This window comes from Schleiferilactobacillus shenzhenensis LY-73 (assembly GCF_000469325.1).
In the GTDB taxonomy this organism is placed as follows: domain Bacteria; phylum Bacillota; class Bacilli; order Lactobacillales; family Lactobacillaceae; genus Schleiferilactobacillus; species Schleiferilactobacillus shenzhenensis.
On the sequence record NZ_KI271612.1, the window covers coordinates 1 to 21,107 of the forward strand.

The window sequence follows — 21,107 nt, forward strand, 5'->3', positions numbered from 1 at the left end:
TTTCCAAGATTTTGTACGTCTCTATCCATTTTCGCCACCTTCATGAATTATTGGGGTCCATTTACTAATCATCGCTGTGTTGCTTTGGTTAGTGAGCCTCTTTTGGGGCAGTGTATTCACCGGCTTGTATTTACACGACCTAAAGCAGATTGATTTCCATTTTCCCAACAAACGGATTCTTATAAGCCTACCCGTCATTGTTTCTTACTTGTATATGCTATTATTTGTAAGTCTGGTGATAGCCTTTTGGCGCAAACTCACCGGAAATGAGACCTGGTTAAAAACGGCTCGACAGCCAGGTTAACTGGTTAAGGGTCTCGTTTAGTGCTTCTGATCCTATGGTATAATAGCCGTACTGCATTTTACGGAAGAAAGTAGGCTCAAGATGGATCAGCAGCAAATGATCGACCGCCAAAAACACATTCGAAATTTCTCCATCGTGGCCCATATTGACCACGGTAAGTCCACGATTGCGGACCGGATCCTGGAACTCACCCACACCGTGGCTGAGCGGGACATGACCAACCAATTACTGGACACCATGCCCTTGGAACGGGAGCGGGGTATCACCATCAAGCTCAACGCGGTAGAACTCCATTACCACGCCAAGGATGGCGAGACGTACATTTTCCACCTGATCGATACCCCCGGGCACGTGGACTTTTCTTACGAAGTCTCTCGCTCCCTGGCGGCCTGTGAAGGGGCCGTACTGGTCGTGGATGCCGCCCAGGGGGTCCAGGCCCAGACCTTAGCGAACGTCTATCTGGCCCTGGATAACGATCTGGAGATTGTCCCCGTCATCAACAAGATCGACCTGCCCAGTGCCCAACCGGACGAAGTGAAGAAAGAAATCGAGGACATGATCGGCATCGACGCCAGCAACGCGGTGCTCACCAGCGGCAAGACCGGGGTGGGTATTCCTGAACTGCTGGAACGCATCGTTCACGATATTCCCGCGCCCACAGGCGACGTGGAAGCGCCGCTGAAAGCGTTGATCTTCGATTCCAAATACGACAATTACCGCGGCGCCGTGCTCAGTGTGCGGCTGTTTGACGGGACGGTGAAAGTCGGCGATCAGATCCAGCTGATGAGTACCGGTAAGACTTACGAGGTGACCGAAGTCGGCGTCATGTCGCCCGACGCCCAGCCGCGGCCAATGCTGATGGCCGGCGACGTGGGGTATCTGGCGGCCTCCATTAAGACCGTTCAAGATACCCGAGTGGGGGACACCGTCACCTCGGCGACCCACCCCGTGGCCAAGCCCCTGGAAGGGTACCGCCAGATTCAGCCGATGGTCTATTCCGGGATGTACCCGGTGGAGAACGCGAAGTACGGTGAGTTGCGGGAAGCCCTGGAGAAGCTGCAGTTAAACGATGCAGCATTGGAATTCACTCCGGAGACCTCCCAGGCCCTGGGCTTCGGCTTCCGGTGCGGTTTTCTTGGCCTGCTCCACATGGACGTGGTCCAGGAACGCTTGGAGCGGGAATACGATCTGGATCTGATCATGACCGCACCCAGCGTGGACTACCACGTCATCACGACGGACGGGAAGACCCACGTGGTGGATAACCCGGCCGACATGCCGGACCCGACCACCATTAAAGAGATCCAGGAACCCTACGTCAAGGCCGAAATCATGGTCCTCAGCGACTTCATCGGCGCCGTCATGGAACTGTGCCAGCGCAAGCGGGGCGACTACGTGACGATGGATTACCTGGACAAGTACCGGGTGAGCATCGTGTACGAGATGCCCCTTTCTGAAATCATCTACGACTTCTTCGATGAGTTGAAGTCCAGTACCAAGGGGTACGCGTCGCTGGACTACGACCTGGTCGGTTACCGGGCCAGCGACTTGGTCAAGATGGATATTCTGATCAACGGCGAGCCCGTCGATGCCCTCAGCTTCATTGTCCACAAAGACTTCGCCTACCAGCAGGGCCGGGACATCACGGCGCAGCTGAAAACGACCATTCCGCGGCAGCAGTTCGAGATTCCCATCCAGGCGGCCATCGGCAACAAGATTATTGCCCGGACCACCGTCAAGGCCTACCGGAAGAATGTTCTGGCCAAGTGCTACGGCGGCGATATCACCCGTAAGCGTAAGCTGCTGGAGAAGCAGAAGGCCGGTAAGAAGCGGATGAAGGCCGTGGGTAACGTGGAAATTCCGCAGGAAGCCTTCATGGCGGTTCTTCGCACAAACGAGGAAGAAACACACGACAGATAAGTATTTCGCTTGTGAAATTGACCCGGCCGACCGTGTTTTGCCAACGATTTGCCAACGCCAACTTTTCTATGTTGGCAAAACGACCTTTTTTCGACCTGAAAGATTGTGAAAAAACCGGGCTTGCCAACATAGGCTTTGCCAACATGATTTACTCTGAACGCCGTTGAATCTCTTCGATGAGATTGACGGTGTTTTTTTTCATGCTCTTGGTGACGTGAGAATAGGTGTCCATAGTGACAGCGATTCGTGAGTGCCCTAGACGTTCTTGAACGACCTTCATCTTTTCTCCTGCTTCCAGCAGCATCGTGGCATGGGTGTGCCGCAACGAGTGGAAGTTGAAGGGGAAGCCAAGCTTCTTCTGCACTTCGCTGGATTTATACTTGATAGAACCAGGCAACACTGGATCGCCGTTGTCCTTGGTACAAACAAAGTTTGTTTCATGGTATAGGCTGCCATACCGCAACCGTGATTCGATCTGGTGTTTCTTCTGGTCTTTGAGCGCGTTGATCAGTGTAGGCCCAATTTCAATGGTGCGGAAACCGGCGGCCGTTTTGGGCGTGCCTAACTCATAAACGCCGCTGCCAGTCTGGATCATGTTGCGGGATACTTCGATGGTGCCATCCGACAAGTTGACCTTGTCCCATTCCAAACCGCAGACTTCGCCGCGTCGCATGCCTGTGTTGAAGGCGATGACCAGAGGCAAATGGAACGAGTCAGCCGGCGGGTACATCTCCAAAATCTGTTTGTACTGATTCAACGTGATGATTTTCAGTTTGGCCCGCGTCATCTGCGGGGTAGGGGCAAATTTCGGCATGTCGATATAGCCCATAGGGTTTTCCCGGATAATGCGATAGGGGTAAACGGCCCGTCGCAGAGCTTCTTTCATGACCGTGAAAATGATTTCTACCGTGTGTTTTGCCAACGGATCGCCCTGCGGCGTTTTGCCGTTCTTCACCACCCAATCGATCCATTGCTGCATGGTCTCAGGGCTCAATGATTGGACCTTGTACACGCCCAGCGGAGGAATGATGTACTTGTCTTTCACGTTCTGATAGTTCTGTACGGTGTTGTATTTCAGATTGGCTTTCACGTAGTGCACGAACCAGTAGTTGATGTAGTCAGCTACGGACATGTTCGTGAGCTGCATCTCTGTTCCTGCCTTCTCGTAGTCGTCCAATGCTTTGCGCAGGGCTCGCTCTGCGTCTTTTTGCGTATAGCCCCCAACTCGTTCAATGCGGTGGCGCTTGCCGTTGATCGGTGCGGTTTCAAACGAGTAGTACCACTTGTCGCCGCGTTGGCGGACGTTTCCTTCTGCCATTAATACCATTCCTTTCCCAAAAATATGACAGTGATTCAGTTTACCGGCCCAGCATCACCTCCTACGGGTGGGATTGAAACACACATATGTTCTTTTATGGAGTAAAAGAAAACCCACGGGGCACTCACTGCAAAGTGGTATAATGTTGCCGAGGTGGGGTGGCAATGGTGACACGAAATATTGAGCTCAACATTTCCGAAATTGAGCTACTTCAAGAGGGCTTGGAGGCACTTGTGGATACGTATTCCTTGAATGATTTGCCTATTGATGGCGCTGGCCGATCCTATGATTATGATGATTCGGGTGTGACCTACACGAGCTTTGAAGCGGACCACGCCAATCGCATTAGCAAACTTTCAAATCGATTATCTACTGTTCTCAAGTAAGTAATATTCGTTGTAAAAACTCGTAATCGATGTCATGAGCATGTCGCAGGTCTGCTTTGCGGTTCGTCCGGTATTATGATGATCCACTGAATTTCTTAACATGAACGCTGCTGAATATCGCGTTTTGTCCCGATCAGTCATGTTGGTTGGGGCTTTTTTTAATATGGGAAGGTAATCACGTGCGGTTGGGTCGTTGGGCCAATTCTTTGGTTTCTCAACTCCGTGTTTCTCAATGGTCAATGCCATTAATGTTTCCAAACATGTGCCTAGACCAGTAGCACAGATGAACCACCATTCGTTTTCGTAAGCCTTCAAACACTCTGAAAGTTCAGTATTAAATTCGTCGCTGTTGATCGAATTCATTATGGTTGGAAAGTTGTATTTATCGATGTAGAACGTCTGTTTTGAAAAAGTATAGGATTGGGTGGTCTGCTTGTTAAGCTTGATTTTGCTGTTGCTGTATTCATCATCAACCCAATTATTGATAAATATTTTCAAGCTATCTAAAGAAAGGACTGTTGGGTCGAAGTTCAGCAGGCACCGAACTGAATTGGTGATGATTTCATTTGGATCCGTCAAATCAAGTAAATGGTTGTCTAGTAAATAGTGGACCTTCTGTTCATCGGTGGTTTGATGTGTGAAAGCAAATACGCTTGTTTTATCAATCATGTTTAAGACGTTAAGCACGCTTTTTTCCTCATTGTTTCGTTTTGCAAAGCAGAGAAGTTGCGTTAATCCATTAGAATCCATTGAAACAACCAGAATATAAATTGTTATGGGGCGATCTTGTGCCCAAAAAAATGGTTGGCTGTCGTCACCAATGGGATTAATTCCGATGTATTTCAACTGGTCTAAGTACCACCCACGCATTGTCGAGAGCAGCTCGCTTTTTACATTTTCGTTGAGCGACTCAAGTGGAATTTCTTTCTGTAACAAGTGAAAACCTCCTTTCTGCGAAAGAAAAGCCCGGATTGGCGGGCCTGTTAATTATCGCTGATACCAAGTATATTGATGCTGATCAGTGATCTTGGTGTGGCCGATGGCCCGGCTACCGTAATAAAAGTATGAGCCGATGCCACCCACAAATTGCTCATCTGTCACCTTCACGAACTGCGATGCGCTCGCCATAGCCATGTTTTGCGTCTTGGTTGCCGCCTGGCTTTTGGCATCATCCGTCAGCGCAAGAAAACTTGGATTGACTTGCACTTTAATCTGGTTGTCTGAGCCCCATTGAATGCTGCTGATGGTATTGGCAAAGTCAAAGGCAGGATTAGGCGTGCCATTCTGGGTTGGATTGCCATTTTTATCAAGCGTTCCATTTGCCCAGCCTTGCTGCTCTTTTAGCGTCTTGGCAATATCATCATTGGCCTTTTTGAGGTTGCTTTCTTTACCGCTGCTGCTTGAACTTGATGCAGATGAGCTGCTCTTGCTGGCAACCTGTTTGGCTTTGACAGAGCTCGAACTCTTTGCGGATTTCTTGCTACTCTTTGACTTGGATGAGGAAGCAACTTTCTTGGAAGAAGCCGTTTCCGCCGATTTGGATGAATCGTCGGGCGGTAGCAATGAACCACCAATTGAGAACAGCACGATCGCCCCAACCATCGTCAGAAGCGGCCAGCGCTTCTTTTGCCGTTTGAAAAAAGAAAAGATCAGCCAGCCGAAGCCGCCAAGCAACGCAAACATACCCATTACAATTAAAAATGGACCCATATCTTTTCATCTCCCTAGGTCAGCTTTTAACGTCATCAGGATTTGGACACATTAGCGCGTTATGCATATATAGCGCAGACCGGTGTTATACTAACGATGTTGTGATTCTACCGATAAACTCGTTTGCCATGGTTACATTGTTCAGTTTGATGAATCCTTGAGCTAAGTTACGTTGTCCGTTGAACGCCTCTTTAACGCCCTTCAAAGTCGTCGTAGGCAGCGCCCCTTTCGTAATAGCTGTGGTGACCGCATCGTTCTTCGCGTAGAACGCACTAGCAAATGGGTTAGTCTTCAGTTGTGTTATCGCCCCGGCTTTTTGTCCGGGGCTTCTTTGTGTTTCCACAAAGCTCAGCATATCACTTCACCCATGAAGGGTGCCGGGCGCTCGTGGGCGGATTATTACACCGCCTATGCGTTGCACTACTTTCGCAGCTCAGGGTCACCATGCCACCAGGGTTTAGGCTTTCTCTGAATTCGTCCGGTTCACAGCCGCCATTGCTGGCGACAGGGGCAGCGAGACAACAATCGTTATACCAGCTTTTTCCGTCATCAGGGTTTGGACGGTGCGGATCAAAGAGCAATTTGATGATTGAGCTCTGGTAACCCGTATGCACATTGCAGATCGTGGTATGTATCAGGCAAGTCTCCATAATCTTCAGCATAGAGAAGAGTCAAGAGCTTCAATGCAAAGCAGTCGGCCTCATATTCAGCCTTCGTCCGTCCTGAACTGTCGTAGGTGACTCGATAGTAACGTGGGGCATCTTTGTGCATAAGTATATGCCCCAACTCATGAGCCATTGCCCAATATGCTCTGTCCGATCCCTTAAGTTCGGAGCTCAGGAAAATCACTGGCTGACCAAGGATATAACGGCAGTGGCCCTCACAACCATTTTCCTCGCAACCAATATCAACGTATTCGACTTGGATATTAAGCTGTACTGCAATCTGAAATGGGTCTGCGGTCTTGTACCGGTGTTGAAGGTAGCGGACCATCTTTAACAGTTCAGATTTCCCCAATAACCCCACCTACTTCTTTTTGATTTGTTTCAATCTGTCCCAGAATATTTGGGTGATCGCTATTTGGAGCTTTTCCTTCTCTGTATCAGTAAGAGGTTTGCCCTCAAAGTTGAACGCATCTTGAGCTTCCGGATCATCGAGATATTGTTTTAGATCAACAACATCTTTTGGCGATGCCCACTCGGGAGTATTGAGATTGCCCAGCAGATAGTCCGTGGTAACTCCGTAAAGAGAAGCAAACTTCGAGACTTCTTCTGCGGATACCTTGCGATCTCCAGACTCAATTCGGCTTAAGCTACTATTGTCCATTCCAATTCTGCGTGCAACTTCAGATTGGGAAAGATCGTGGGACTCACGTAACTGGATGAGTCTTTTTCGTAGTGCCTCATTATTCATGGGTGAGCCTCCTTTGTGATTTAAACAATGCAAGAATACCACGTTTGAGCAGTCCTCAACATATATTTGAGAAAATAGCAAAATAATCGTTGACTTTGAGAATTCAGCAATGTATTATGATACTTGAAAGGTTTGATAAAACCTCAAAGGTGGTGTGAACGTGAAATACCAAGTCAACCTGCATCTCATCAAGCAGCAGCGGTTAGAACTGCATTTGTCCCTAGGGGACATGACTGAGGCTCTGGGCTTGCAGTCAGCAGATCAGTATTTGCGGCGCGAGACGGGTGAATACAACTTCAAAGCAACGGAATTGCCCGTCTTGTCTCGGGTCTTGAAGATTCCTTTGGAGCATCTTTATACCCAAAACGTTGTGAAAATCGCAAAGGGTGACTGATAAGGAGGTGAATCAAAATGACAGAAGAACAAATCTTCAAAGTGTTCGCGGCAAAGACGCGGCGCGAGAAGCTGGACTACCTGATCGACATGACCTATAAGGACCCACAAACTATTAATTTGCAGTCGTGCGTCATGACTGAGGACGAAATTACTAAGTGGTGCGTTGAAACTGCCAAAGAATTCACCAACTTTGTCAGCTCTTAGTATCCTTCATCGACGGTTCAGAACCAATGAAGGGAGGTGATTCAAATGAAGCAGATGCCAAAAAGAGCGGTAACGATTCAGAGTTCACTACGAAATCTGAATCATCTGCCGCACGCTATGAAAGTCAATCACGTCAGCAACGAGGAACTGGGCGACCGGCTGCACTACGACGAATCCATGATCTCCAAGATTCGCACAGGCAAGGCCCAGCTTCAATTCGACCGTATTCAAGAGATGTTTGAGGCATTGCCGACAGACAGCCAGTTCCTAGCATTGGAGGTTGCCAACAAGATGGTCGGTGTCACTGTGCCTGTACTGGACGGCGATAGGGTGATCAAAGAACCCCTAGCCATCACTGTTAAGACGATGCCGCAGCTTTCTCAGGCGCTCAACGCTATTCAGAATTCACTGGACGAAATGACAATTCCAGATGACCAGCTGACATCGGAAGATTTCAAGGATCCGGAAGAATCAGTCAGGCAGCTTCTGGATGCAGTATTCTACAGCACCAACCTGATTGCCATGATCTGCCGCATGTTTCATTTCAGCATGCAAGGCGAGCTCACTGAACGATCGAAGCGCTGGAAGGAAAAGAAAGAACTGAAATGAGGTGAATAGGAATGATTGAACCAAAGGAAATGCGACGTATCGCTCAGCTGAACCGCGACGCCAAACCCAAGAAAGAGACCAACAAGGTAAAAGTTCAAACCCGTGAGGTACATGACGTGGTGATCACGAAGAAGACCAAGACTGTGCGGCAAACCGCATGGATTCTCAGCACTTCGACCAACAACGTCTACGACCTGATTCACATGGGCAAGTTGCGGGCCCTCAAGCTGGGCGACACGGCGATACCTGATGCTGAGATTGACCGGTTTCTAACCTGGGCACTCGATTCTGGGGCTGACCTGAATGCTTTGATTGATCAATATCGGCAAGAGCAGAAGGCCAAGCAGCAGGAAGAACAGCCAGCGCAAAGCGGCAGACTCTTCTCGATGGAAAGGAAGGCCAAACATGACTGATCAATCAGGTTTTCTATTGATTCTGGCTCTGGCAGTTGTGACCACGGCAGTCATCACGGCACTGTTTCTTCGACCGGAATGGTTCGGGCTGGGCGACGACAATCCAGAGGAGGGCGAACGCCATGAACGATAAGCCAACCGCATTGGATGCTCAGGCCATTGTACTGAATGCCTTGTTCGCCGAAACGAGAAAATGTCGGCAACCAGGTCTGAGCCAGCACGATCTCGATCTGAGTCAAGCCCGTTGGGACGTATTATTCGAAGTCCAGCAGGCAATCTCAGACTTGATCGATGGCAACAAAAAAACCGCTGACGGAGGCAACCGTCAACGGCCGGAGAAATAAGCATTGCAATAGTTATTTCTCCTCTAGTTTATCAAATAAATGGAGGTTTGAACATGCAAATTAACGCGAGCAATTACACCTTGGCGGCCGCCTACGACCGGCAGAACGACGACAGCGGCGTGATCGTCGATGTCCTGGGCAACAACGTTTATCCCGGCGAACGGGTCTGGACGTTCCGGTACCACGCCAGCAGCGGCAAGGAAGAAGCGGCCGTCCTCTCATACGACGTGGACAGCGACAAGGAATTCTTCCGCCGTGAGATCCGGCGGCTGGGTCCGGTCCAGTATCTGCGGCGGGTAATGCACGAGGAACCGGCGGGCTTCCTGCTGCGGGAATTCGGAGCCAAGAACCAGATCATCAACCCGGATATCATCCGGAACATGATCGAGCGGGCCATGGGTGTTGGCGACATCGAGCGGGTGCTGCAATTCGACTTTGAGGGCACGCTTGAAAATTATCTGGATCACATGGAAGACACTGACCAGGCGCCGATGGAACTGTATTACGACGCTAGTCACTACACATATGGGGAGGAATAAACATGGCAAATGCAGTTGATTTGAAACGGACGCCAGTCAAAACGCTCGTGGAAAGCGATGCAATCAAGAAACGCTTTCAGGGGGTGCTCAAAGACCGCGCACCACAGTTTCTGAGCTCAGTCGTGAGTGCAGTCAGCGAGAGCAAGGACTTGCAGCACGTGGACCAGCTCAGCGTGCTCAATTCAGCAATGACAGCCGCGTCCTTGAATCTACCGATCAATCAGAACCTTGGATTTTTCTACCTGGTGCCATACAAGGGCATTGCTCAGGCACAGATGGGCTATAAGGGATACATTCAGTTAGCTCAGCGGTCAGGTCAGTATCAGCGGCTCAACGCTATTCCAGTTTATGCCGATGAGTTCGGCAGCTGGAATCCATTGACTGAAGAGCTGGACTACACGCCCCACTTCGAGGATCGCAAAGCGAGTGACAAACCGGTCGGTTACGTTGGGTTCTTCAAACTTGCTAACGGATTTGAAAAGACGGTGTATTGGAGCCGCAAGCAGATTGAAGCCCATCGGGATCGATTTTCCAAGAGCTCGAAGAGTTCAGCGTCGCCGTGGAATACAGATTTCGACGCCATGGCCTTGAAGACCGTATTGCGGAACCTGATCACCAAGTGGGGGCCAATGACCACGGATATTCAGCGCGCCAATGATGCGGACGAGGGCGACTATAAGAACGACTTGTCTACTGACACAAGCGAGCCGAAAGATGTGACGCCGGGTGCGTCCTTGGAGCAATTCCTTGGTGAGACTGATCAGCAGCAAAAGCCTGCCACCAAACCGGCACCGAAGAAGAAAGCCGAGGAGGCGAAGCCGAATGATCTCAAGCCAGACGTTACACACGACCCCAACGAGCACACAGAACAAACCAGCCTCAGCGACGACGACCTTCCGTTTGACTGATTCGACATATTACACACCGGAAGCCAATCAGCATTATCAGTCAGCGTCGATGTTCAAAGAATTTCAGTCGTGTGAAGCCCGTGCGATGGCTAAGCTGGCTGGTTGGGAACCGGAAAACAAAGACCCAACGGCCTTGCTAGCCGGGAATTATGTGCACAGCTACTTCGAGAGTCAAGAGGCGCACGAGCGGTTTATCAAAGACAACCCTGTGATGTTCACCAAGTCGGGAAGCCTCAAGGCCGCTTACAAGACTGCGCAAACCATGATCGATGCGCTCAAGGACGACAAGCACTTCACAGAAGCTTATATGCCAGGTGAAAAGGAACTTATTCTCACTGGCGACATTGGCGGCGTGCAGTGGATGGGCAAGCTGGACAGCTACATGCCTGGCAAGGCGTTCTTCATGGACATCAAAACGACTCAGGACATTCACAAACGATTCTGGGTGCCTGACGAGCGGCGCGGTCACTGGGGGTCATTCGTGGAGGCATACAATTACCCGCTTCAAATGGCCGTCTACCAAGAACTCATCTTTCAAACCTACGGCGTTCGGCCCGAGCCCATTATCGTGGCTGTAACCAAACAGGAGCCTCCTGACAAAGCATTCATTGCCATTCCGCAGGAATACCTGGATACGGCCATGAGCCAGCTCTTGGAAGCACAGGATCGCATTGAGGCCGTGCGCAGCGGCCAGGTGCCACCCAAGCGCTGCGAGCAATGCGAATACTGCCGGCAAACCAAGCACCTGGGCGCACCGATCAGCATGACAGAATTAATCGAATAAGGGGGTGAATTTGTGGATTACTTCAAGCAGCGCAGAGCTTTCCGTCAATTGCTCACAGAAGAATTGAACCTGTCATTGGGCCAAATATGTCTGTATCGCGAGTTATTGGACTACGCGAACGACGAAGGCAAAATGCAGGAGCAATTCAGGTTGAGAAATTCGGTATTGGCTTCTCGCACCGGACTATCCGAAGAAGGCGTTAAAAACGCCCGCAACCGATTAGTTCAAGAAGGCCTGATCAAATACACTCCTGGCAAGAAAAACACCGTGAATCCGGGCTATCAGCTTGTACGGCTTTACAAAGAGTACCCCAACCGGCAACTCAATAGTACCCCAGACTGTACCCCAACTGTGCTCCAGACTGTACCCCAACTTACCCCCCAACCTGCACCACAGAATTCCTTACTAGTACCTGACTATGACTTAACAAAAGATAAACGTCGCAATTCGCGCAAGCGCGAATATGCCGACGACGCTCCTGAAATGGTTGAGGCCAGGTATCTCTGGGGAAAGATCAAAGCCAACAACCCTGAGGCTCACAAAGCGCCAAACATTCAGCACTGGGCTGATGACATTCGCAAGATGCACGATCTGGATGGCCGATCCTTTGACAAGATTCACCGCATGATCGACTGGTCTCAGGCAGATACATTTTGGGGACCGAACATTTTGAGTGCCAAGAAACTGCGCGAAAAATACTTGCAGATGGCAGCACAGGCCAATGCAGAACATCGTTCACGGGCCAAGCCGCGGGGCTATCAGGAACCAAACAACCCCGGCGCTGCGAGCCTGCCGTATTGAGGGGAGGAATGAATCATGCAGAGCACAAACACCGTGTTTCAGCGGTTGCAAAGCATTCTGGAGACCTGTGGCACGTGCCCAGTTTGTGGTGAGCCGCTGTATCGGCCCCAGGTTGCGATCGCTGGACGAGAAGTGCCAGGTGCCTGTCCGGCATGCGGCTACAAGACGCCCACCGGGGTCGAGAACAAGCGGAATCCAAAAGAATGGCAGTTGTCAGCCCAGAAGAAAGCCGCCAACGCCTATCTGGTGGGCAACTCTCTGACACCAAGCGGCCGGGCGTTCTCAAATACTTTTGAAACGTACGTCGCGAAGACACCGGAGGAGAAAAAGGCATTAGCGTTCGCCCATGAGAAGGTCGACACGCTCGTTGATCAGCCGCCCGCCCATGTTTATTTCACCGGGCCAGCTGGTTCCGGCAAGACACATTTGGCGACCGCGATACTGCTGGACTACATCGTGCGGCGCAACTATCTCGCCAAGGCACTGTACGTCGACTGGGGTAAGCTGTCGACCATGTATTCCGGTCGGTTCAACTTGCAGCCGGACGTGCAAACCTATCTCACCCGCCTCATGGACGGGATGCAGACCTGCGATCTACTGCTGCTCGATGATTTCGGCGCCGAAGTTTACAACGGCACCACAACCAAAGCACCGGTGGATCTGGCGAACACGATATTCAACAGCCGCGTCGACAAGAACCTGATCATCACCACGAATCTCACCGGCGAAATGATCAAGGAAGCCTATACGCAGCGGATCGTGAGCCGAATGAATGCCCACGTATCAGGGAATGCAATGCTGTTTGCTGGCATTCGGGATCACCGAGCAACAGCTTAGGAGGAATCGAATTGAAGAAGATTGAGCCAAGTTTAGCAGAAGATCGAGAATTGCTGCGGAAGGCCGCTCACCACATGGTGATGACGCCAGTGCTGGCGGGTATGCGAGCGTCCGTGAATCGCTGGGAAGAAGGTGTACGCCATGCCAACCAAGGAACAGAAGGCCGTGGGCCGCATGCTGGCCGCTAAGCTGCTGGATGATCATGTGTCGGGGGATGACCCGGAATGGCAGGAAGCGCGTGCCTTGATGGGTGCAGCGTCCGATGACAAACCCAAAACCAAGAAGAAGCCGAAGCCACGCGTCTATCACCAGCTTGGCCGCCCAATGAACACGCCTGAGAAGCTGCGCGAACGTGAGTGGCGGCAGAAATGCTACCCGGAAATGATCGAGCGCGGTCTGCGGAACGCGGACATGGCTCTTGAGCTCGGCGTCAGTCGTTCAGTCATCAGCTTCGACTTGCAACGGATGGAACTTAGCGCACATCAGCGGATGCACTGGCGGGTCACCAACATGAATACCGGTGAGGTTAGCTACTATCCGAGTATCAGCGAGATGCACGCCAAGACGCCGATACGCGGGACGATTCTCACGGATACGGAGCCGATCACACGCGGCCCGTGGCTGATCACTTACGGCGACTGGTTTCAGGACAGCAAAGGAAATTGGCGGGAGGCACCGGAAGATGATTGAGCAGTTAGATCGCAAGGACAAGAAGAAAATCTATCGCAAGCTAGGGCTCAACCCTGATGCCTGCTGGATCGAACGCCCGGCGCCAATGAGTTACCGGGAGCCGCGAAGCAAAGAGGACTGGGTGAGCAACTTTGATCACGCTTATGCCCGGAGCGACAACGAATATTCGGTCATGATCGGGTTGGAATACTGGCCGCCATACGGGGTACTAGCCCACCTGTTTATCCGACAGTTCTCCAACCAAGAAGTCTCATGGGCCAACAAGCAGCACATTCTGCACAGCCTGTTTGGACCGAAATCGCAAGCTTTTGAGGTGTTTCCGCCAACTGATGAGCTGGTGGACTTGGCGACGGTCTACCACTTGTGGGTGATTGACCCGAGTCTGGAGTTGCCCAGCTTTGCGTGAACAGGACATTCAGCGGGCCATTATCGATGCTCTCAACACCGTAGGCTGCCGTGTGTGGCGGACCAATGCTGGCAAGATACAGAAGGACGGCTACTTCATTCAGGCGCTGCCAGCCGGCTATCCTGACATCTCAGGCTTTCGCAAACGCGATGGCAAAGCGGTATTTATCGAGGTCAAGACCGCAACGGGGAAGCTGCGGCCCGCCCAGAAGGAATTTGCCAATGAAATTCAGCACTACAACGTGCTATATGGGGTTGCACGATCGGTCGAAGATGCAATAGCGATCGTCAATTCCGGGGAAAGGAATGAAGAACATGGAACTCACATCAACAGACCGCGCTTTTAATGGCGGCATTAAATCAGGCAAGAAACCCAAGAAGACCAAGCATTTTGACCCGACGAAATCCGTTGAAGTCACTCACTATGTCTATGGATCACTGGACCTGCATCTGCATGGGATGGCCGTCATCGAGGAAATCAATTCGATGGTGGTGGAGGTGGACGACTTGCGGCTGCCCATCGAACTGAATCACAAGGTGCTGGTCAGCAAGCGCAACATCAAGCAGCATGGTCGATACTGCTTCCAGGAAAAGCGGAAGCACAGGATGCACCCGCACACGGTTCAGGGAAAGGGGCCTAATCCTGATGGCACTGAAAATTCTTGAGCTATTCGGCGGCATCGGTAGCCCACGGATTGCCCTTCGCAATATCGGCGTGCCGGTCAAGTCGATTGATTATGTAGAAATCGATGAGGCCGCCGTGCGCAGCTATAACGCGATGTTTGCCGGGCAGAACGACTACGACGCCCAGAACGTGATCGGCTACAATCTCAAGCCGGACATTCTGATTCACGGTTCACCCTGCCAAGATATATCAGTCGCCGGCAAGCGTCTGGGGGCAGATGAGGGATCAGGAACGCGGTCATCGCTGATGTGGCAAACACTCAAGATCGTGGAGCAGATGGGTGCGTGGCGTCCGAGAATCATCATTTGGGAGAATGTCAAAGGCGTCTTGCAACGAAGGATGCACCACAACTACCAGAAATACGTTGATGTGCTGGACGGGCTGGGGTATCAGACCAGTCACGCCGTATTGGATGCGCGGGATTTCGGACTACCACAGTACAGGCAGCGGGTGTTTACGATCTCCACGCTAGGCAGGCATTCTTTCGATTTCAGCCGTCTACAGCACACAGCCATGCAGTCGGTGAGCCGGTATCTGATCGATGCACCGGTTGAGTACACCATTCATACCCCGTCCATGCTGGCCCGGCTGCCCGGCGCACCGCAGAACTCGATGGGTCGCCAGCTACAAGTGATCAAGGACTGGACATGGACGATCACGACAAAGCAGAATCGCAATCCAAATAGCGGCGTCGTGCCGCTGAACAATGGGCTTTATCGGCTGCTGACGCCGCTCGAATGCTGGCGGCTGCAAGGTTACACAGATACCGACTACAAGGCAGCGGCGTCCGTCAACGGGAAGACGAACCTGTACAAACAGGCCGGCAACTCAATTCCGGTGCCGATTTTCGAAGAAATATTCCGACACTTGATCGCATAGGAGGTATTTGAAATTGACCGTTGAGGAACAACTGAAGAGCTTGCGGGAGCGCGAAGTACGGCTTCTGCACGACTCAGACAGCGCCCGGGATTGGTACGTTAAGGATTTGGTGAAGTACCATTTCATGAATGAGCGTACCGCACGCCGTTATGTTGATGACATTGCTGGGATTGACGGTGGATTGATGATCGCTCAAGACACTCTCAAACGAGTGGAGCGTGAAACAGCTCAGACCGAAGCACAGCAGGCTTGCACATATTGCCATAGCCGCCTCGACGGCAGCCCGTTGAGCCGAGATGACTACCGGGCAAAGCAAGTCACTAGCGTTGAGCTGGGTGCCAAACCATTTATGACACCCAAAGAAATCAACCGGATCGAGTATTGCCAATGGTGCGGCCGGAAGCTGGGTGAACCAGAATGATTCAGAGTCGGTACTATATTCAGGATTGTCTGACCGGTATGTTCTTATACCACATGGAGAGCCTTCCAGAAAAGGCCAGATTCTTCTCCAAGAACGATCTGGCATGGATGCCTGGCTATGTATATGACCCGGATTGTTTCTCAGCAAATGAAGCCTTCGAATTAGTTAGGGTGTACCCCGAATTACGACTAATTCGAGTGTCAACGCCGGCGAATGCTAATGACTGATTATGAGCGCGGCGACTGGGTTCGCTATAACGGTGTTGCCTGCCGAGTTCTGGGTCATTGGCACGACAAATCGTGGACAGACTACCTGATTCTGGGCATGCCCGATGGCATTGAGATACGTGATGGCAAGCGCCACGTCACGCGCTGGGCTTTTACCGGGCACAAGCTGCCGTCCGAAGTGGAGCTGATCAAGAGGAGGCCAAGAAACAATGACAAAGAAACAAGAATTCACCCCGATTCAACGGATTCTGCTAGTGGGTGACAAGATTCCGTCATCGATGTTTAAGGACATCAATCACCGGATCGCGGACTGGGTGGCGTCTGGCGGCAAGGACACTGACCCGTACGTGGAGCATTTAGCCCACAACGCTGAGATGGTAGCCAAGATGAAATGGAACGATCTGCGGTGAGTTATTACGTTTGGCTAGAAGCCCACCTGCGCGACGCAGACGAATGGATCAAGATGCCGGACACCGATGCCAACATCACGTACAACCTAGCAGAGATGTTCCTAGCGCTGCCCTGTGGCACGCCTTACCAGTGGCAGGGAACCAAGGCGAGCGACCTGCTGCCGAAACTAGAGGCGTCCTTAACCGAGTTGCGTATCTCACCCAACAACTACCGGAAGTACGAGATGTCAAATGGTTGGGGCACGATCAAGGGCATGCAGCGGTTTCTGCAATCAGTGCGGACGTTGTGCAGGTCTTATCCGTTCGCAGTGTGGCGAAGCGATGGAAGCATGAGATGAAGGGAGGTGATGCGATGGAAGTTCAAAAGCTAAAGATTCTGCCGGAGTTTTTCAAAGCCGTGTTAAATGGCGACAAACTGTTTGAAATTCGGCGGAATGACCGGGATTACCAGCAGGGCCAAAACGTTGAGCTGGCTGAGTGGGACGGCAAGGATTACACGGGCCGTTCGGTGCTGGAAGTGATCACATACGTGACAGATTACCACCAGCAACCGGGATACGTCGTATTTGGCATGAGACCTATTGATTAGGAAGGGGATAGAACGATGATCAAAGGAATGAACGTGGACCTGAACAAACTTGGCGATGGTGCCCTGGCTGAGCAGGTAGCAGCGGCATTGCGCCAGATCAGCAAGAATATCTTGGATCCGAATACGGAAGCCAAGAAGGTACGCAAACTCACCATCAATCTGGGCTTCGTACCGACCGAAAGCCGCGACGTCGTGGCGACATCAATGAGTGTCAAGACAAGCTTGCAACCACGCAAGCCAGCAGTCACGACTATCCTGGTAGGACAGGACACGACCGATGGGCACGTCGAAATGAATGAGTTGCAGTCGGGTGTCAAGGGTCAGACATACTTCGACGATGCTGGCGAGGTGCGGACCGATACCGGTGAGCCGGTCGAAGAGGTTGAAAAGAAGAGCAGCGAGCCAATTGATTTTCAGGCCGCAAAACATACCAAGGAGGCTAATTAGTCATGGCAGAAGAAAAAGAAGCGTTGCAATACCTAAACAACCAATTCACGACGGCGGCGGGAAAGCGAATCGTTAAGCAGGACGATCGTACGTTTCTGATCAGCCAGGACGACGTGGAAGAATTTCGCCCCAATGACAGCGCGCACGAGCCACTGCACGTGCACACGCTGACCGGCGTGGTCAACTACATCAAAGACACCGCAGAACGCCATGGCAAAGAACTGATTGTATCCGTTCTTGACCAAGAAACCGTGAAAGTGTTCGGTGGTCTGGACAGATTTGGTAACCGTGAGGAGCTGGTGACTGCTGGGGCCATTGTTCCAGAGTTCAGATATGGGCATTTCTACGACACCGAAGAATTGAACATCATGATGCAATCGCAATTTCAGGAGACAGACGATCAGAAGTCTATTTTGCGGCTCATTGGCAACATTCGCGAAGAAGAGTCAAAGACGGCAGTGGATGACGGCACCACGCAGGTTGTCACAGCACAAACCGGTGTGGCGGCAGTCAACAACGTTAAAGTGCCCAACCCCGTGGTGTTACAGCCATACCGGACGTTCTTAGAGGTGAAGCAGCCAGTGAGTCAGTTCGTTTTTCGGTTGCAATCTGGTCCAAGCGGTGCGTTGTTTGCAGCCGACGGCGGTCAATGGCGCAATGAGGCCATTACCAGTGTGGCGGAGTACATTCAAGAGCAGCTAAATCTGGCGGGGAACTTTCCCAACGTACACATTCTGGCATAGCGGCATGCGAGCAATCATCGAATGGATCTGGGCCGCACCAATGTGGCAAGTGATTCTGTTTCTGCCATTTCTCATTGCATGGTTCAGCATCGTACTGGGCATCTTTATTGAGTTGGTTTGGCTCGCTATCAAAGGCAAGCTTTAAACGAAAAAAACCGCCATTCCTGGCGGCTTGACTGATTGCTTCACAAGACAATCATATCACAGCAAGCGGGGAGTGGCGGTGTTGATGAGTTTGTTACCGATCAATGAAGAAGAAAGCCGGGTTGCAGCAGATGAGCAGCTGTCCCGGTATCGAGAAGAACGCGGCATAATGACCATGCCGATCAACCCACGGATCACATCGTCATGGGGCGACGGGATGTCACCATCAACCGCAGAGCGTGACCCTTATCCAATAGAACGCATGGAGCGGATTCGCCACGCCAAAGGTTTCATCAGGTATGTGGATCGCTGTATTCACGCGTTGCCAAAACGATCTCACCAGCGACTGCTGCGGGCCCGGTACTGCGATGGGCCCGAGAGTGATCACCCGGACGCGACCGCCATGCAGGTGCTGGACATTTCGTCATCATCCTATTTCCGGCTTAAGTCAGAAGCCTTGTTGGCCGTGTCTTTCTACCTTGGCGTCGAGGTTCATGAATGATGGGAGTTTTTTGGGAGTAAATTGGGACAATATTGGGAGTTTTTTGGGAGTACAAAGGGAGTGAGCAAGGCGTAAGTTTGTAGTGTGGTAAATCAGGTGCAGGGGACCTCCTCGCCTGACGATCGACAGTCATACCTCAATTCAACTGCCCAGACATCTGAAAGGATGTGGACCGACCTTCTGAACTCGGTCAGGGCAGACCATCGTGGCGGAATAGGTAGACGCAACAAGCGTGAGCCAAATACAGATCGCGGTAAACCTGCGGATGTCGGAATGTTGGCCTGTCAGGTGCAAATCCTGACCGATGGTATCGCCGGAACTGTGGCCGGCCAATGTATTCCTCTAGAATGGCTGGGCGTTCTAAACCTGTCGATTTCGACAGGTTTAGCCGGCAGGTTCGATTCCTGCCCATTCTCTGCGGGTTTCCCCGCCCGCAAAACCATGATCAGATTTCCTTTCCCCAGTGCCTTGACGGGTGCAACTCCTGTCAGGGCGATTGCAGAGCAATCTGCATGACTTATCCTGTGGTGGCTAAGTCTAATACCGAGGACGTCTCCAGTGAGGCGTTCTTTTTGTTTACATGAAAGAAGTGAAAGCGATGCCCAGAGACATTTTTGGCCGCCAGTGGTCACCATCAAAACGTGACTTCAAACCTGGCTATGCAGCAAACCAAAATCCGGCTAAGCTGCGCAGCAAGGCCACGTCTGGCCGGCGCAGGCGCTGAACCATGCTATTCGATAGCATAAAGACGGCTGCCAAAATAAAAGACAGCGTGCTGGTCGGTCTGAGCACCGGCAAAGACAGCATTGTGACATATGACTTATGCTGCCGGCATTTCAAGCACGTGAAGCCATATTTCATGTACCTGGTGCCTGGCTTGGAGTTTCAGGAGATGGCCCTGCGGTGGTATGAAAAGCAATATGGCAATAAAATCATTCGGCTGCCACACTTCGAAACCAGCGACTTCTACCGCTACGGATCGTTTCGCGACCCGGACGGCGAAGTCAAAATCGTATCGGTGCGCGAAGAGTATGACTATCTGAGATACAAGACCGGCACCTATTGGATTGCTGGCGGCGAACGGATCTCAGACAGCATCGTGCGCCGGGCGATGATCAAACATTCAGGGTCAATTGATGAGCAGCGGGGCCGTTTCTACCCGTTGGCCGAGTGGACCAAACAGGACGTCATGCAATACATCGATCACTATCATTTATTCCTGAGCCCAGAGCAAAAGCGCCTGGGCTTTTCGTTTGCCAGCCTGGCGGGTAGTGAACTGTCTGTAATTCGGCAATATTACCCAGCTGACTATGAACGAATATTACATTATTTTCCCGAGGCAGATGCCGGGGTGGAAAGGTTTGAACGTTATGGCGAATGAGCAAGAGCAGCTGCCGCCGATTTCCAAGTTTCAGCAGTATAAACCGATGCGTGTGGCCCGCAAGGCGTTGAAAAACGCACCATACAACCCGCGAATCATCGATGACTCAGCTAAGAAGAAATTGAAGGCTGCCATCAAGAAAGAGGGTCTGGTGGCGTCCATTACGTGGAATCAGCGGACCGGGAACATCGTGTCAGGTCATCAGCGTGTAGCCATCATGGACGCACTGGAACGGACCAAAGAATACTCGTTGGATGTGGACATGATCGACGTTGATCTCAAGCGTGAGAAAGAGATCAACGTGCAGATGAATAACACGACCATGCAGGGCGATTTTGATCTCAACAAGCTCGCTGATCTGAACATCGATGACGGCATTGACTTCGATTCGATGGGTTTCGACAAGAACGACGTTGATTTCATGTTTGGCGGCGATGAGCGGTTCTCCAAGCTCTACGACAACCCTGAGGTGGTCAAAGAGAAGGACAAGCTGGCTGACATCAAGAAGAAGCGGACCAAGGCCAACGAGAAGCTGAAGGACAAGAACCGGATCGACTTCTACGACATGATCATTTTTCGCGATAGCGAGGAACGCGAGGCCTTTCACCGGCGGATCTCTGTACCTGCATACGAGAACAAGCTGAGCGTCGAAGAACTGGAACGGCTGAAATCAGTTTCAGACGAAAAGAAGGAATAAT

Annotated in this window: 34 protein-coding genes; 28 read left to right on the forward strand and 6 right to left on the reverse strand. The window is 51.5% G+C overall.

Annotated elements, in window-relative coordinates; genetic code table 11:
* Positions 1-385: 385 nt before the first annotated feature.
* Entirely contained in the window at positions 386-2,224 is a 1,839-nt protein-coding gene (gene lepA / locus L248_RS13700) for a translation elongation factor 4 (RefSeq protein ID WP_022530861.1), read from the forward strand.
* A 148-nt stretch (positions 2,225-2,372) separates the two neighbouring features.
* On the opposite strand, the gene L248_RS13705 is transcribed toward lepA, so the two are convergent.
* Positions 2,373-3,542, reverse strand: coding sequence for a tyrosine-type recombinase/integrase (locus L248_RS13705; RefSeq protein ID WP_040536949.1), 1,170 nt, complete (start codon positions 3,540-3,542; stop codon positions 2,373-2,375).
* 164 nt (positions 3,543-3,706) lie between these two features.
* Between L248_RS13705 and L248_RS15955 the strand changes: the two genes are divergently transcribed.
* The gene (locus L248_RS15955) at positions 3,707-3,928 is read left to right on the forward strand and encodes a hypothetical protein (protein ID WP_155828684.1); all 222 of its coding nucleotides are present in this window, start codon (positions 3,707-3,709) and stop codon (positions 3,926-3,928) included.
* Here L248_RS15955 and L248_RS13710 read toward each other — a convergent pair.
* From L248_RS13710 to L248_RS13730, 5 genes are all read right to left on the reverse strand, one after another.
* Positions 3,908-4,864: a hypothetical protein gene (locus L248_RS13710; RefSeq protein ID WP_022530863.1), complete on the reverse strand. Its 957-nt coding sequence runs from the start codon at positions 4,862-4,864 to the stop codon at positions 3,908-3,910. The genes L248_RS15955 and L248_RS13710 overlap by 21 nt on opposite strands.
* A 51-nt stretch (positions 4,865-4,915) precedes the next feature.
* Entirely contained in the window at positions 4,916-5,638 is a 723-nt protein-coding gene (locus L248_RS15430; protein ID WP_155828685.1) for a hypothetical protein, read from the reverse strand.
* Between the two features lie 85 nt (positions 5,639-5,723).
* Positions 5,724-5,993: a hypothetical protein gene (locus L248_RS13720; RefSeq protein WP_040536950.1), complete on the reverse strand. Its 270-nt coding sequence runs from the start codon at positions 5,991-5,993 to the stop codon at positions 5,724-5,726.
* A gap of 215 nt (positions 5,994-6,208) precedes the next feature.
* On the reverse strand, positions 6,209-6,655 hold the full coding sequence (locus tag L248_RS13725) for an ImmA/IrrE family metallo-endopeptidase (protein ID WP_155828686.1): 447 nt from the start codon (positions 6,653-6,655) through the stop codon (positions 6,209-6,211).
* A 9-nt stretch (positions 6,656-6,664) separates the two neighbouring features.
* Positions 6,665-7,051, reverse strand: coding sequence for a helix-turn-helix domain-containing protein (locus tag L248_RS13730; protein WP_040536953.1), 387 nt, complete (start codon positions 7,049-7,051; stop codon positions 6,665-6,667).
* A 160-nt stretch (positions 7,052-7,211) separates the two neighbouring features.
* On the opposite strand from L248_RS13730, the gene L248_RS13735 reads away from it, so the two are divergent.
* The 26 genes from L248_RS13735 to L248_RS13860 all read left to right on the forward strand — a co-directional run bounded on the left by L248_RS13735 (position 7,212) and on the right by L248_RS13860 (position 21,106).
* The gene (locus L248_RS13735; RefSeq protein ID WP_040536955.1) at positions 7,212-7,445 is read left to right on the forward strand and encodes a helix-turn-helix domain-containing protein; all 234 of its coding nucleotides are present in this window, start codon (positions 7,212-7,214) and stop codon (positions 7,443-7,445) included.
* Positions 7,446-7,462: 17 nt separating this feature from the next.
* Positions 7,463-7,651, forward strand: coding sequence for a hypothetical protein (locus L248_RS13740; RefSeq protein ID WP_022530868.1), 189 nt, complete (start codon positions 7,463-7,465; stop codon positions 7,649-7,651).
* 45 nt (positions 7,652-7,696) lie between these two features.
* Positions 7,697-8,260 carry a helix-turn-helix domain-containing protein gene (locus L248_RS13745; RefSeq protein ID WP_052000083.1) on the forward strand — a complete coding sequence of 188 codons (564 nt, stop codon included), beginning with the start codon at positions 7,697-7,699 and terminating at the stop codon, positions 8,258-8,260.
* Between the two features lie 11 nt (positions 8,261-8,271).
* The gene (locus tag L248_RS16140; RefSeq protein WP_022530870.1) at positions 8,272-8,673 is read left to right on the forward strand and encodes a hypothetical protein; all 402 of its coding nucleotides are present in this window, start codon (positions 8,272-8,274) and stop codon (positions 8,671-8,673) included.
* Positions 8,666-8,806 (forward strand): hypothetical protein, encoded by a 141-nt coding sequence (locus L248_RS15965; protein ID WP_022530871.1) that lies wholly within the window; start codon positions 8,666-8,668, stop codon positions 8,804-8,806. The genes L248_RS16140 and L248_RS15965 overlap by 8 nt, the downstream gene beginning before the upstream one ends.
* Positions 8,796-9,017: a hypothetical protein gene (locus L248_RS13755; protein ID WP_022530872.1), complete on the forward strand. Its 222-nt coding sequence runs from the start codon at positions 8,796-8,798 to the stop codon at positions 9,015-9,017. Before L248_RS15965 ends, L248_RS13755 begins: the two co-directional genes overlap by 11 nt.
* 53 nt (positions 9,018-9,070) lie before the next feature.
* Complete coding sequence (locus L248_RS13760) at positions 9,071-9,556, forward strand: hypothetical protein (protein WP_022530873.1); 486 nt, start codon at positions 9,071-9,073, stop codon at positions 9,554-9,556.
* A 2-nt stretch (positions 9,557-9,558) separates the two neighbouring features.
* A complete protein-coding gene (locus L248_RS13765; protein ID WP_040536956.1) occupies positions 9,559-10,464 on the forward strand; it encodes a recombinase RecT in 906 nt (301 codons plus the stop codon).
* Complete coding sequence (locus L248_RS13770; protein ID WP_022530875.1) at positions 10,457-11,248, forward strand: PD-(D/E)XK nuclease-like domain-containing protein; 792 nt, start codon at positions 10,457-10,459, stop codon at positions 11,246-11,248. The genes L248_RS13765 and L248_RS13770 overlap by 8 nt, the downstream gene beginning before the upstream one ends.
* A gap of 12 nt (positions 11,249-11,260) precedes the next feature.
* Positions 11,261-12,049: a helix-turn-helix domain-containing protein gene (locus L248_RS16390; RefSeq protein WP_022530876.1), complete on the forward strand. Its 789-nt coding sequence runs from the start codon at positions 11,261-11,263 to the stop codon at positions 12,047-12,049.
* Positions 12,050-12,064: 15 nt separating this feature from the next.
* Complete coding sequence (locus L248_RS13785) at positions 12,065-12,886, forward strand: DnaA ATPase domain-containing protein (RefSeq protein ID WP_040536959.1); 822 nt, start codon at positions 12,065-12,067, stop codon at positions 12,884-12,886.
* Between the two features lie 11 nt (positions 12,887-12,897).
* Positions 12,898-13,074 carry a hypothetical protein gene (locus L248_RS15970; RefSeq protein ID WP_155828687.1) on the forward strand — a complete coding sequence of 59 codons (177 nt, stop codon included), beginning with the start codon at positions 12,898-12,900 and terminating at the stop codon, positions 13,072-13,074.
* A complete protein-coding gene (locus L248_RS13790; RefSeq protein WP_040536961.1) occupies positions 13,028-13,576 on the forward strand; it encodes a hypothetical protein in 549 nt (182 codons plus the stop codon). Before L248_RS15970 ends, L248_RS13790 begins: the two co-directional genes overlap by 47 nt.
* On the forward strand, positions 13,569-13,982 hold the full coding sequence (locus L248_RS13795) for a DUF7694 domain-containing protein (protein WP_040536962.1): 414 nt from the start codon (positions 13,569-13,571) through the stop codon (positions 13,980-13,982). Before L248_RS13790 ends, L248_RS13795 begins: the two co-directional genes overlap by 8 nt.
* Positions 13,975-14,328 carry a VRR-NUC domain-containing protein gene (locus L248_RS13800; RefSeq protein WP_052000084.1) on the forward strand — a complete coding sequence of 118 codons (354 nt, stop codon included), beginning with the start codon at positions 13,975-13,977 and terminating at the stop codon, positions 14,326-14,328. The genes L248_RS13795 and L248_RS13800 overlap by 8 nt, the downstream gene beginning before the upstream one ends.
* Positions 14,297-14,647 carry a hypothetical protein gene (locus L248_RS13805; RefSeq protein ID WP_022530881.1) on the forward strand — a complete coding sequence of 117 codons (351 nt, stop codon included), beginning with the start codon at positions 14,297-14,299 and terminating at the stop codon, positions 14,645-14,647. Before L248_RS13800 ends, L248_RS13805 begins: the two co-directional genes overlap by 32 nt.
* On the forward strand, positions 14,628-15,545 hold the full coding sequence (locus L248_RS13810; protein ID WP_022530882.1) for a DNA cytosine methyltransferase: 918 nt from the start codon (positions 14,628-14,630) through the stop codon (positions 15,543-15,545). Before L248_RS13805 ends, L248_RS13810 begins: the two co-directional genes overlap by 20 nt.
* A 13-nt stretch (positions 15,546-15,558) precedes the next feature.
* The gene (locus L248_RS13815) at positions 15,559-15,966 is read left to right on the forward strand and encodes a hypothetical protein (RefSeq protein WP_040536963.1); all 408 of its coding nucleotides are present in this window, start codon (positions 15,559-15,561) and stop codon (positions 15,964-15,966) included.
* A 436-nt stretch (positions 15,967-16,402) separates the two neighbouring features.
* Positions 16,403-16,603 carry a DUF6877 family protein gene (locus L248_RS13825; RefSeq protein ID WP_022530884.1) on the forward strand — a complete coding sequence of 67 codons (201 nt, stop codon included), beginning with the start codon at positions 16,403-16,405 and terminating at the stop codon, positions 16,601-16,603.
* A complete protein-coding gene (locus L248_RS13830) occupies positions 16,600-16,941 on the forward strand; it encodes a hypothetical protein (protein WP_022530885.1) in 342 nt (113 codons plus the stop codon). Before L248_RS13825 ends, L248_RS13830 begins: the two co-directional genes overlap by 4 nt.
* 14 nt (positions 16,942-16,955) lie before the next feature.
* On the forward strand, positions 16,956-17,192 hold the full coding sequence (locus tag L248_RS13835) for a DUF3850 domain-containing protein (protein WP_022530886.1): 237 nt from the start codon (positions 16,956-16,958) through the stop codon (positions 17,190-17,192).
* A gap of 15 nt (positions 17,193-17,207) precedes the next feature.
* On the forward strand, positions 17,208-17,639 hold the full coding sequence (locus L248_RS13840; protein ID WP_022530887.1) for a hypothetical protein: 432 nt from the start codon (positions 17,208-17,210) through the stop codon (positions 17,637-17,639).
* A gap of 2 nt (positions 17,640-17,641) precedes the next feature.
* A complete protein-coding gene (locus L248_RS13845) occupies positions 17,642-18,382 on the forward strand; it encodes a hypothetical protein (protein WP_022530888.1) in 741 nt (246 codons plus the stop codon).
* Positions 18,383-18,611: 229 nt separating this feature from the next.
* Entirely contained in the window at positions 18,612-19,028 is a 417-nt protein-coding gene (locus L248_RS13850; RefSeq protein WP_040536985.1) for an ArpU family phage packaging/lysis transcriptional regulator, read from the forward strand.
* 727 nt (positions 19,029-19,755) lie between these two features.
* On the forward strand, positions 19,756-20,409 hold the full coding sequence (locus L248_RS13855) for a phosphoadenosine phosphosulfate reductase domain-containing protein (RefSeq protein ID WP_040536966.1): 654 nt from the start codon (positions 19,756-19,758) through the stop codon (positions 20,407-20,409).
* Positions 20,399-21,106, forward strand: coding sequence for a ParB N-terminal domain-containing protein (locus L248_RS13860; protein WP_022530893.1), 708 nt, complete (start codon positions 20,399-20,401; stop codon positions 21,104-21,106). The genes L248_RS13855 and L248_RS13860 overlap by 11 nt, the downstream gene beginning before the upstream one ends.
* Position 21,107: the final 1 nt, after the last annotated feature.

Excerpts from the sequence above, each read along its gene's own strand:
- lepA (WP_022530861.1), top strand. The coding sequence starts at position 386 with ATGGATCAGCAGCAAATGATCGACCGCCAAAAACACATTCGAAATTTC.
- L248_RS13705 (WP_040536949.1), bottom strand. The coding sequence starts at position 3,542 with ATGGCAGAAGGAAACGTCCGCCAACGCGGCGACAAGTGGTACTACTCG.
- L248_RS15955 (WP_155828684.1), top strand. The coding sequence starts at position 3,707 with ATGGTGACACGAAATATTGAGCTCAACATTTCCGAAATTGAGCTACTT.
- L248_RS15430 (WP_155828685.1), bottom strand. The coding sequence starts at position 5,638 with ATGGGTCCATTTTTAATTGTAATGGGTATGTTTGCGTTGCTTGGCGGC.
- L248_RS13720 (WP_040536950.1), bottom strand. The coding sequence starts at position 5,993 with ATGCTGAGCTTTGTGGAAACACAAAGAAGCCCCGGACAAAAAGCCGGG.
- L248_RS13730 (WP_040536953.1), bottom strand. The coding sequence starts at position 7,051 with ATGAATAATGAGGCACTACGAAAAAGACTCATCCAGTTACGTGAGTCC.
- L248_RS13740 (WP_022530868.1), top strand. The coding sequence starts at position 7,463 with ATGACAGAAGAACAAATCTTCAAAGTGTTCGCGGCAAAGACGCGGCGC.
- L248_RS13745 (WP_052000083.1), top strand. The coding sequence starts at position 7,697 with ATGAAGCAGATGCCAAAAAGAGCGGTAACGATTCAGAGTTCACTACGA.
- L248_RS16140 (WP_022530870.1), top strand. The coding sequence starts at position 8,272 with ATGATTGAACCAAAGGAAATGCGACGTATCGCTCAGCTGAACCGCGAC.
- L248_RS15965 (WP_022530871.1), top strand. The coding sequence starts at position 8,666 with ATGACTGATCAATCAGGTTTTCTATTGATTCTGGCTCTGGCAGTTGTG.
- L248_RS13755 (WP_022530872.1), top strand. The coding sequence starts at position 8,796 with ATGAACGATAAGCCAACCGCATTGGATGCTCAGGCCATTGTACTGAAT.
- L248_RS13760 (WP_022530873.1), top strand. The coding sequence starts at position 9,071 with ATGCAAATTAACGCGAGCAATTACACCTTGGCGGCCGCCTACGACCGG.
- L248_RS13765 (WP_040536956.1), top strand. The coding sequence starts at position 9,559 with ATGGCAAATGCAGTTGATTTGAAACGGACGCCAGTCAAAACGCTCGTG.
- L248_RS13785 (WP_040536959.1), top strand. The coding sequence starts at position 12,065 with ATGCAGAGCACAAACACCGTGTTTCAGCGGTTGCAAAGCATTCTGGAG.
- L248_RS13790 (WP_040536961.1), top strand. The coding sequence starts at position 13,028 with ATGCCAACCAAGGAACAGAAGGCCGTGGGCCGCATGCTGGCCGCTAAG.
- L248_RS13795 (WP_040536962.1), top strand. The coding sequence starts at position 13,569 with ATGATTGAGCAGTTAGATCGCAAGGACAAGAAGAAAATCTATCGCAAG.
- L248_RS13805 (WP_022530881.1), top strand. The coding sequence starts at position 14,297 with ATGGAACTCACATCAACAGACCGCGCTTTTAATGGCGGCATTAAATCA.
- L248_RS13810 (WP_022530882.1), top strand. The coding sequence starts at position 14,628 with ATGGCACTGAAAATTCTTGAGCTATTCGGCGGCATCGGTAGCCCACGG.
- L248_RS13825 (WP_022530884.1), top strand. The coding sequence starts at position 16,403 with ATGACAAAGAAACAAGAATTCACCCCGATTCAACGGATTCTGCTAGTG.
- L248_RS13835 (WP_022530886.1), top strand. The coding sequence starts at position 16,956 with ATGGAAGTTCAAAAGCTAAAGATTCTGCCGGAGTTTTTCAAAGCCGTG.
- L248_RS13840 (WP_022530887.1), top strand. The coding sequence starts at position 17,208 with ATGATCAAAGGAATGAACGTGGACCTGAACAAACTTGGCGATGGTGCC.
- L248_RS13845 (WP_022530888.1), top strand. The coding sequence starts at position 17,642 with ATGGCAGAAGAAAAAGAAGCGTTGCAATACCTAAACAACCAATTCACG.
- L248_RS13850 (WP_040536985.1), top strand. The coding sequence starts at position 18,612 with ATGAGTTTGTTACCGATCAATGAAGAAGAAAGCCGGGTTGCAGCAGAT.
- L248_RS13855 (WP_040536966.1), top strand. The coding sequence starts at position 19,756 with ATGCTATTCGATAGCATAAAGACGGCTGCCAAAATAAAAGACAGCGTG.
- L248_RS13860 (WP_022530893.1), top strand. The coding sequence starts at position 20,399 with ATGGCGAATGAGCAAGAGCAGCTGCCGCCGATTTCCAAGTTTCAGCAG.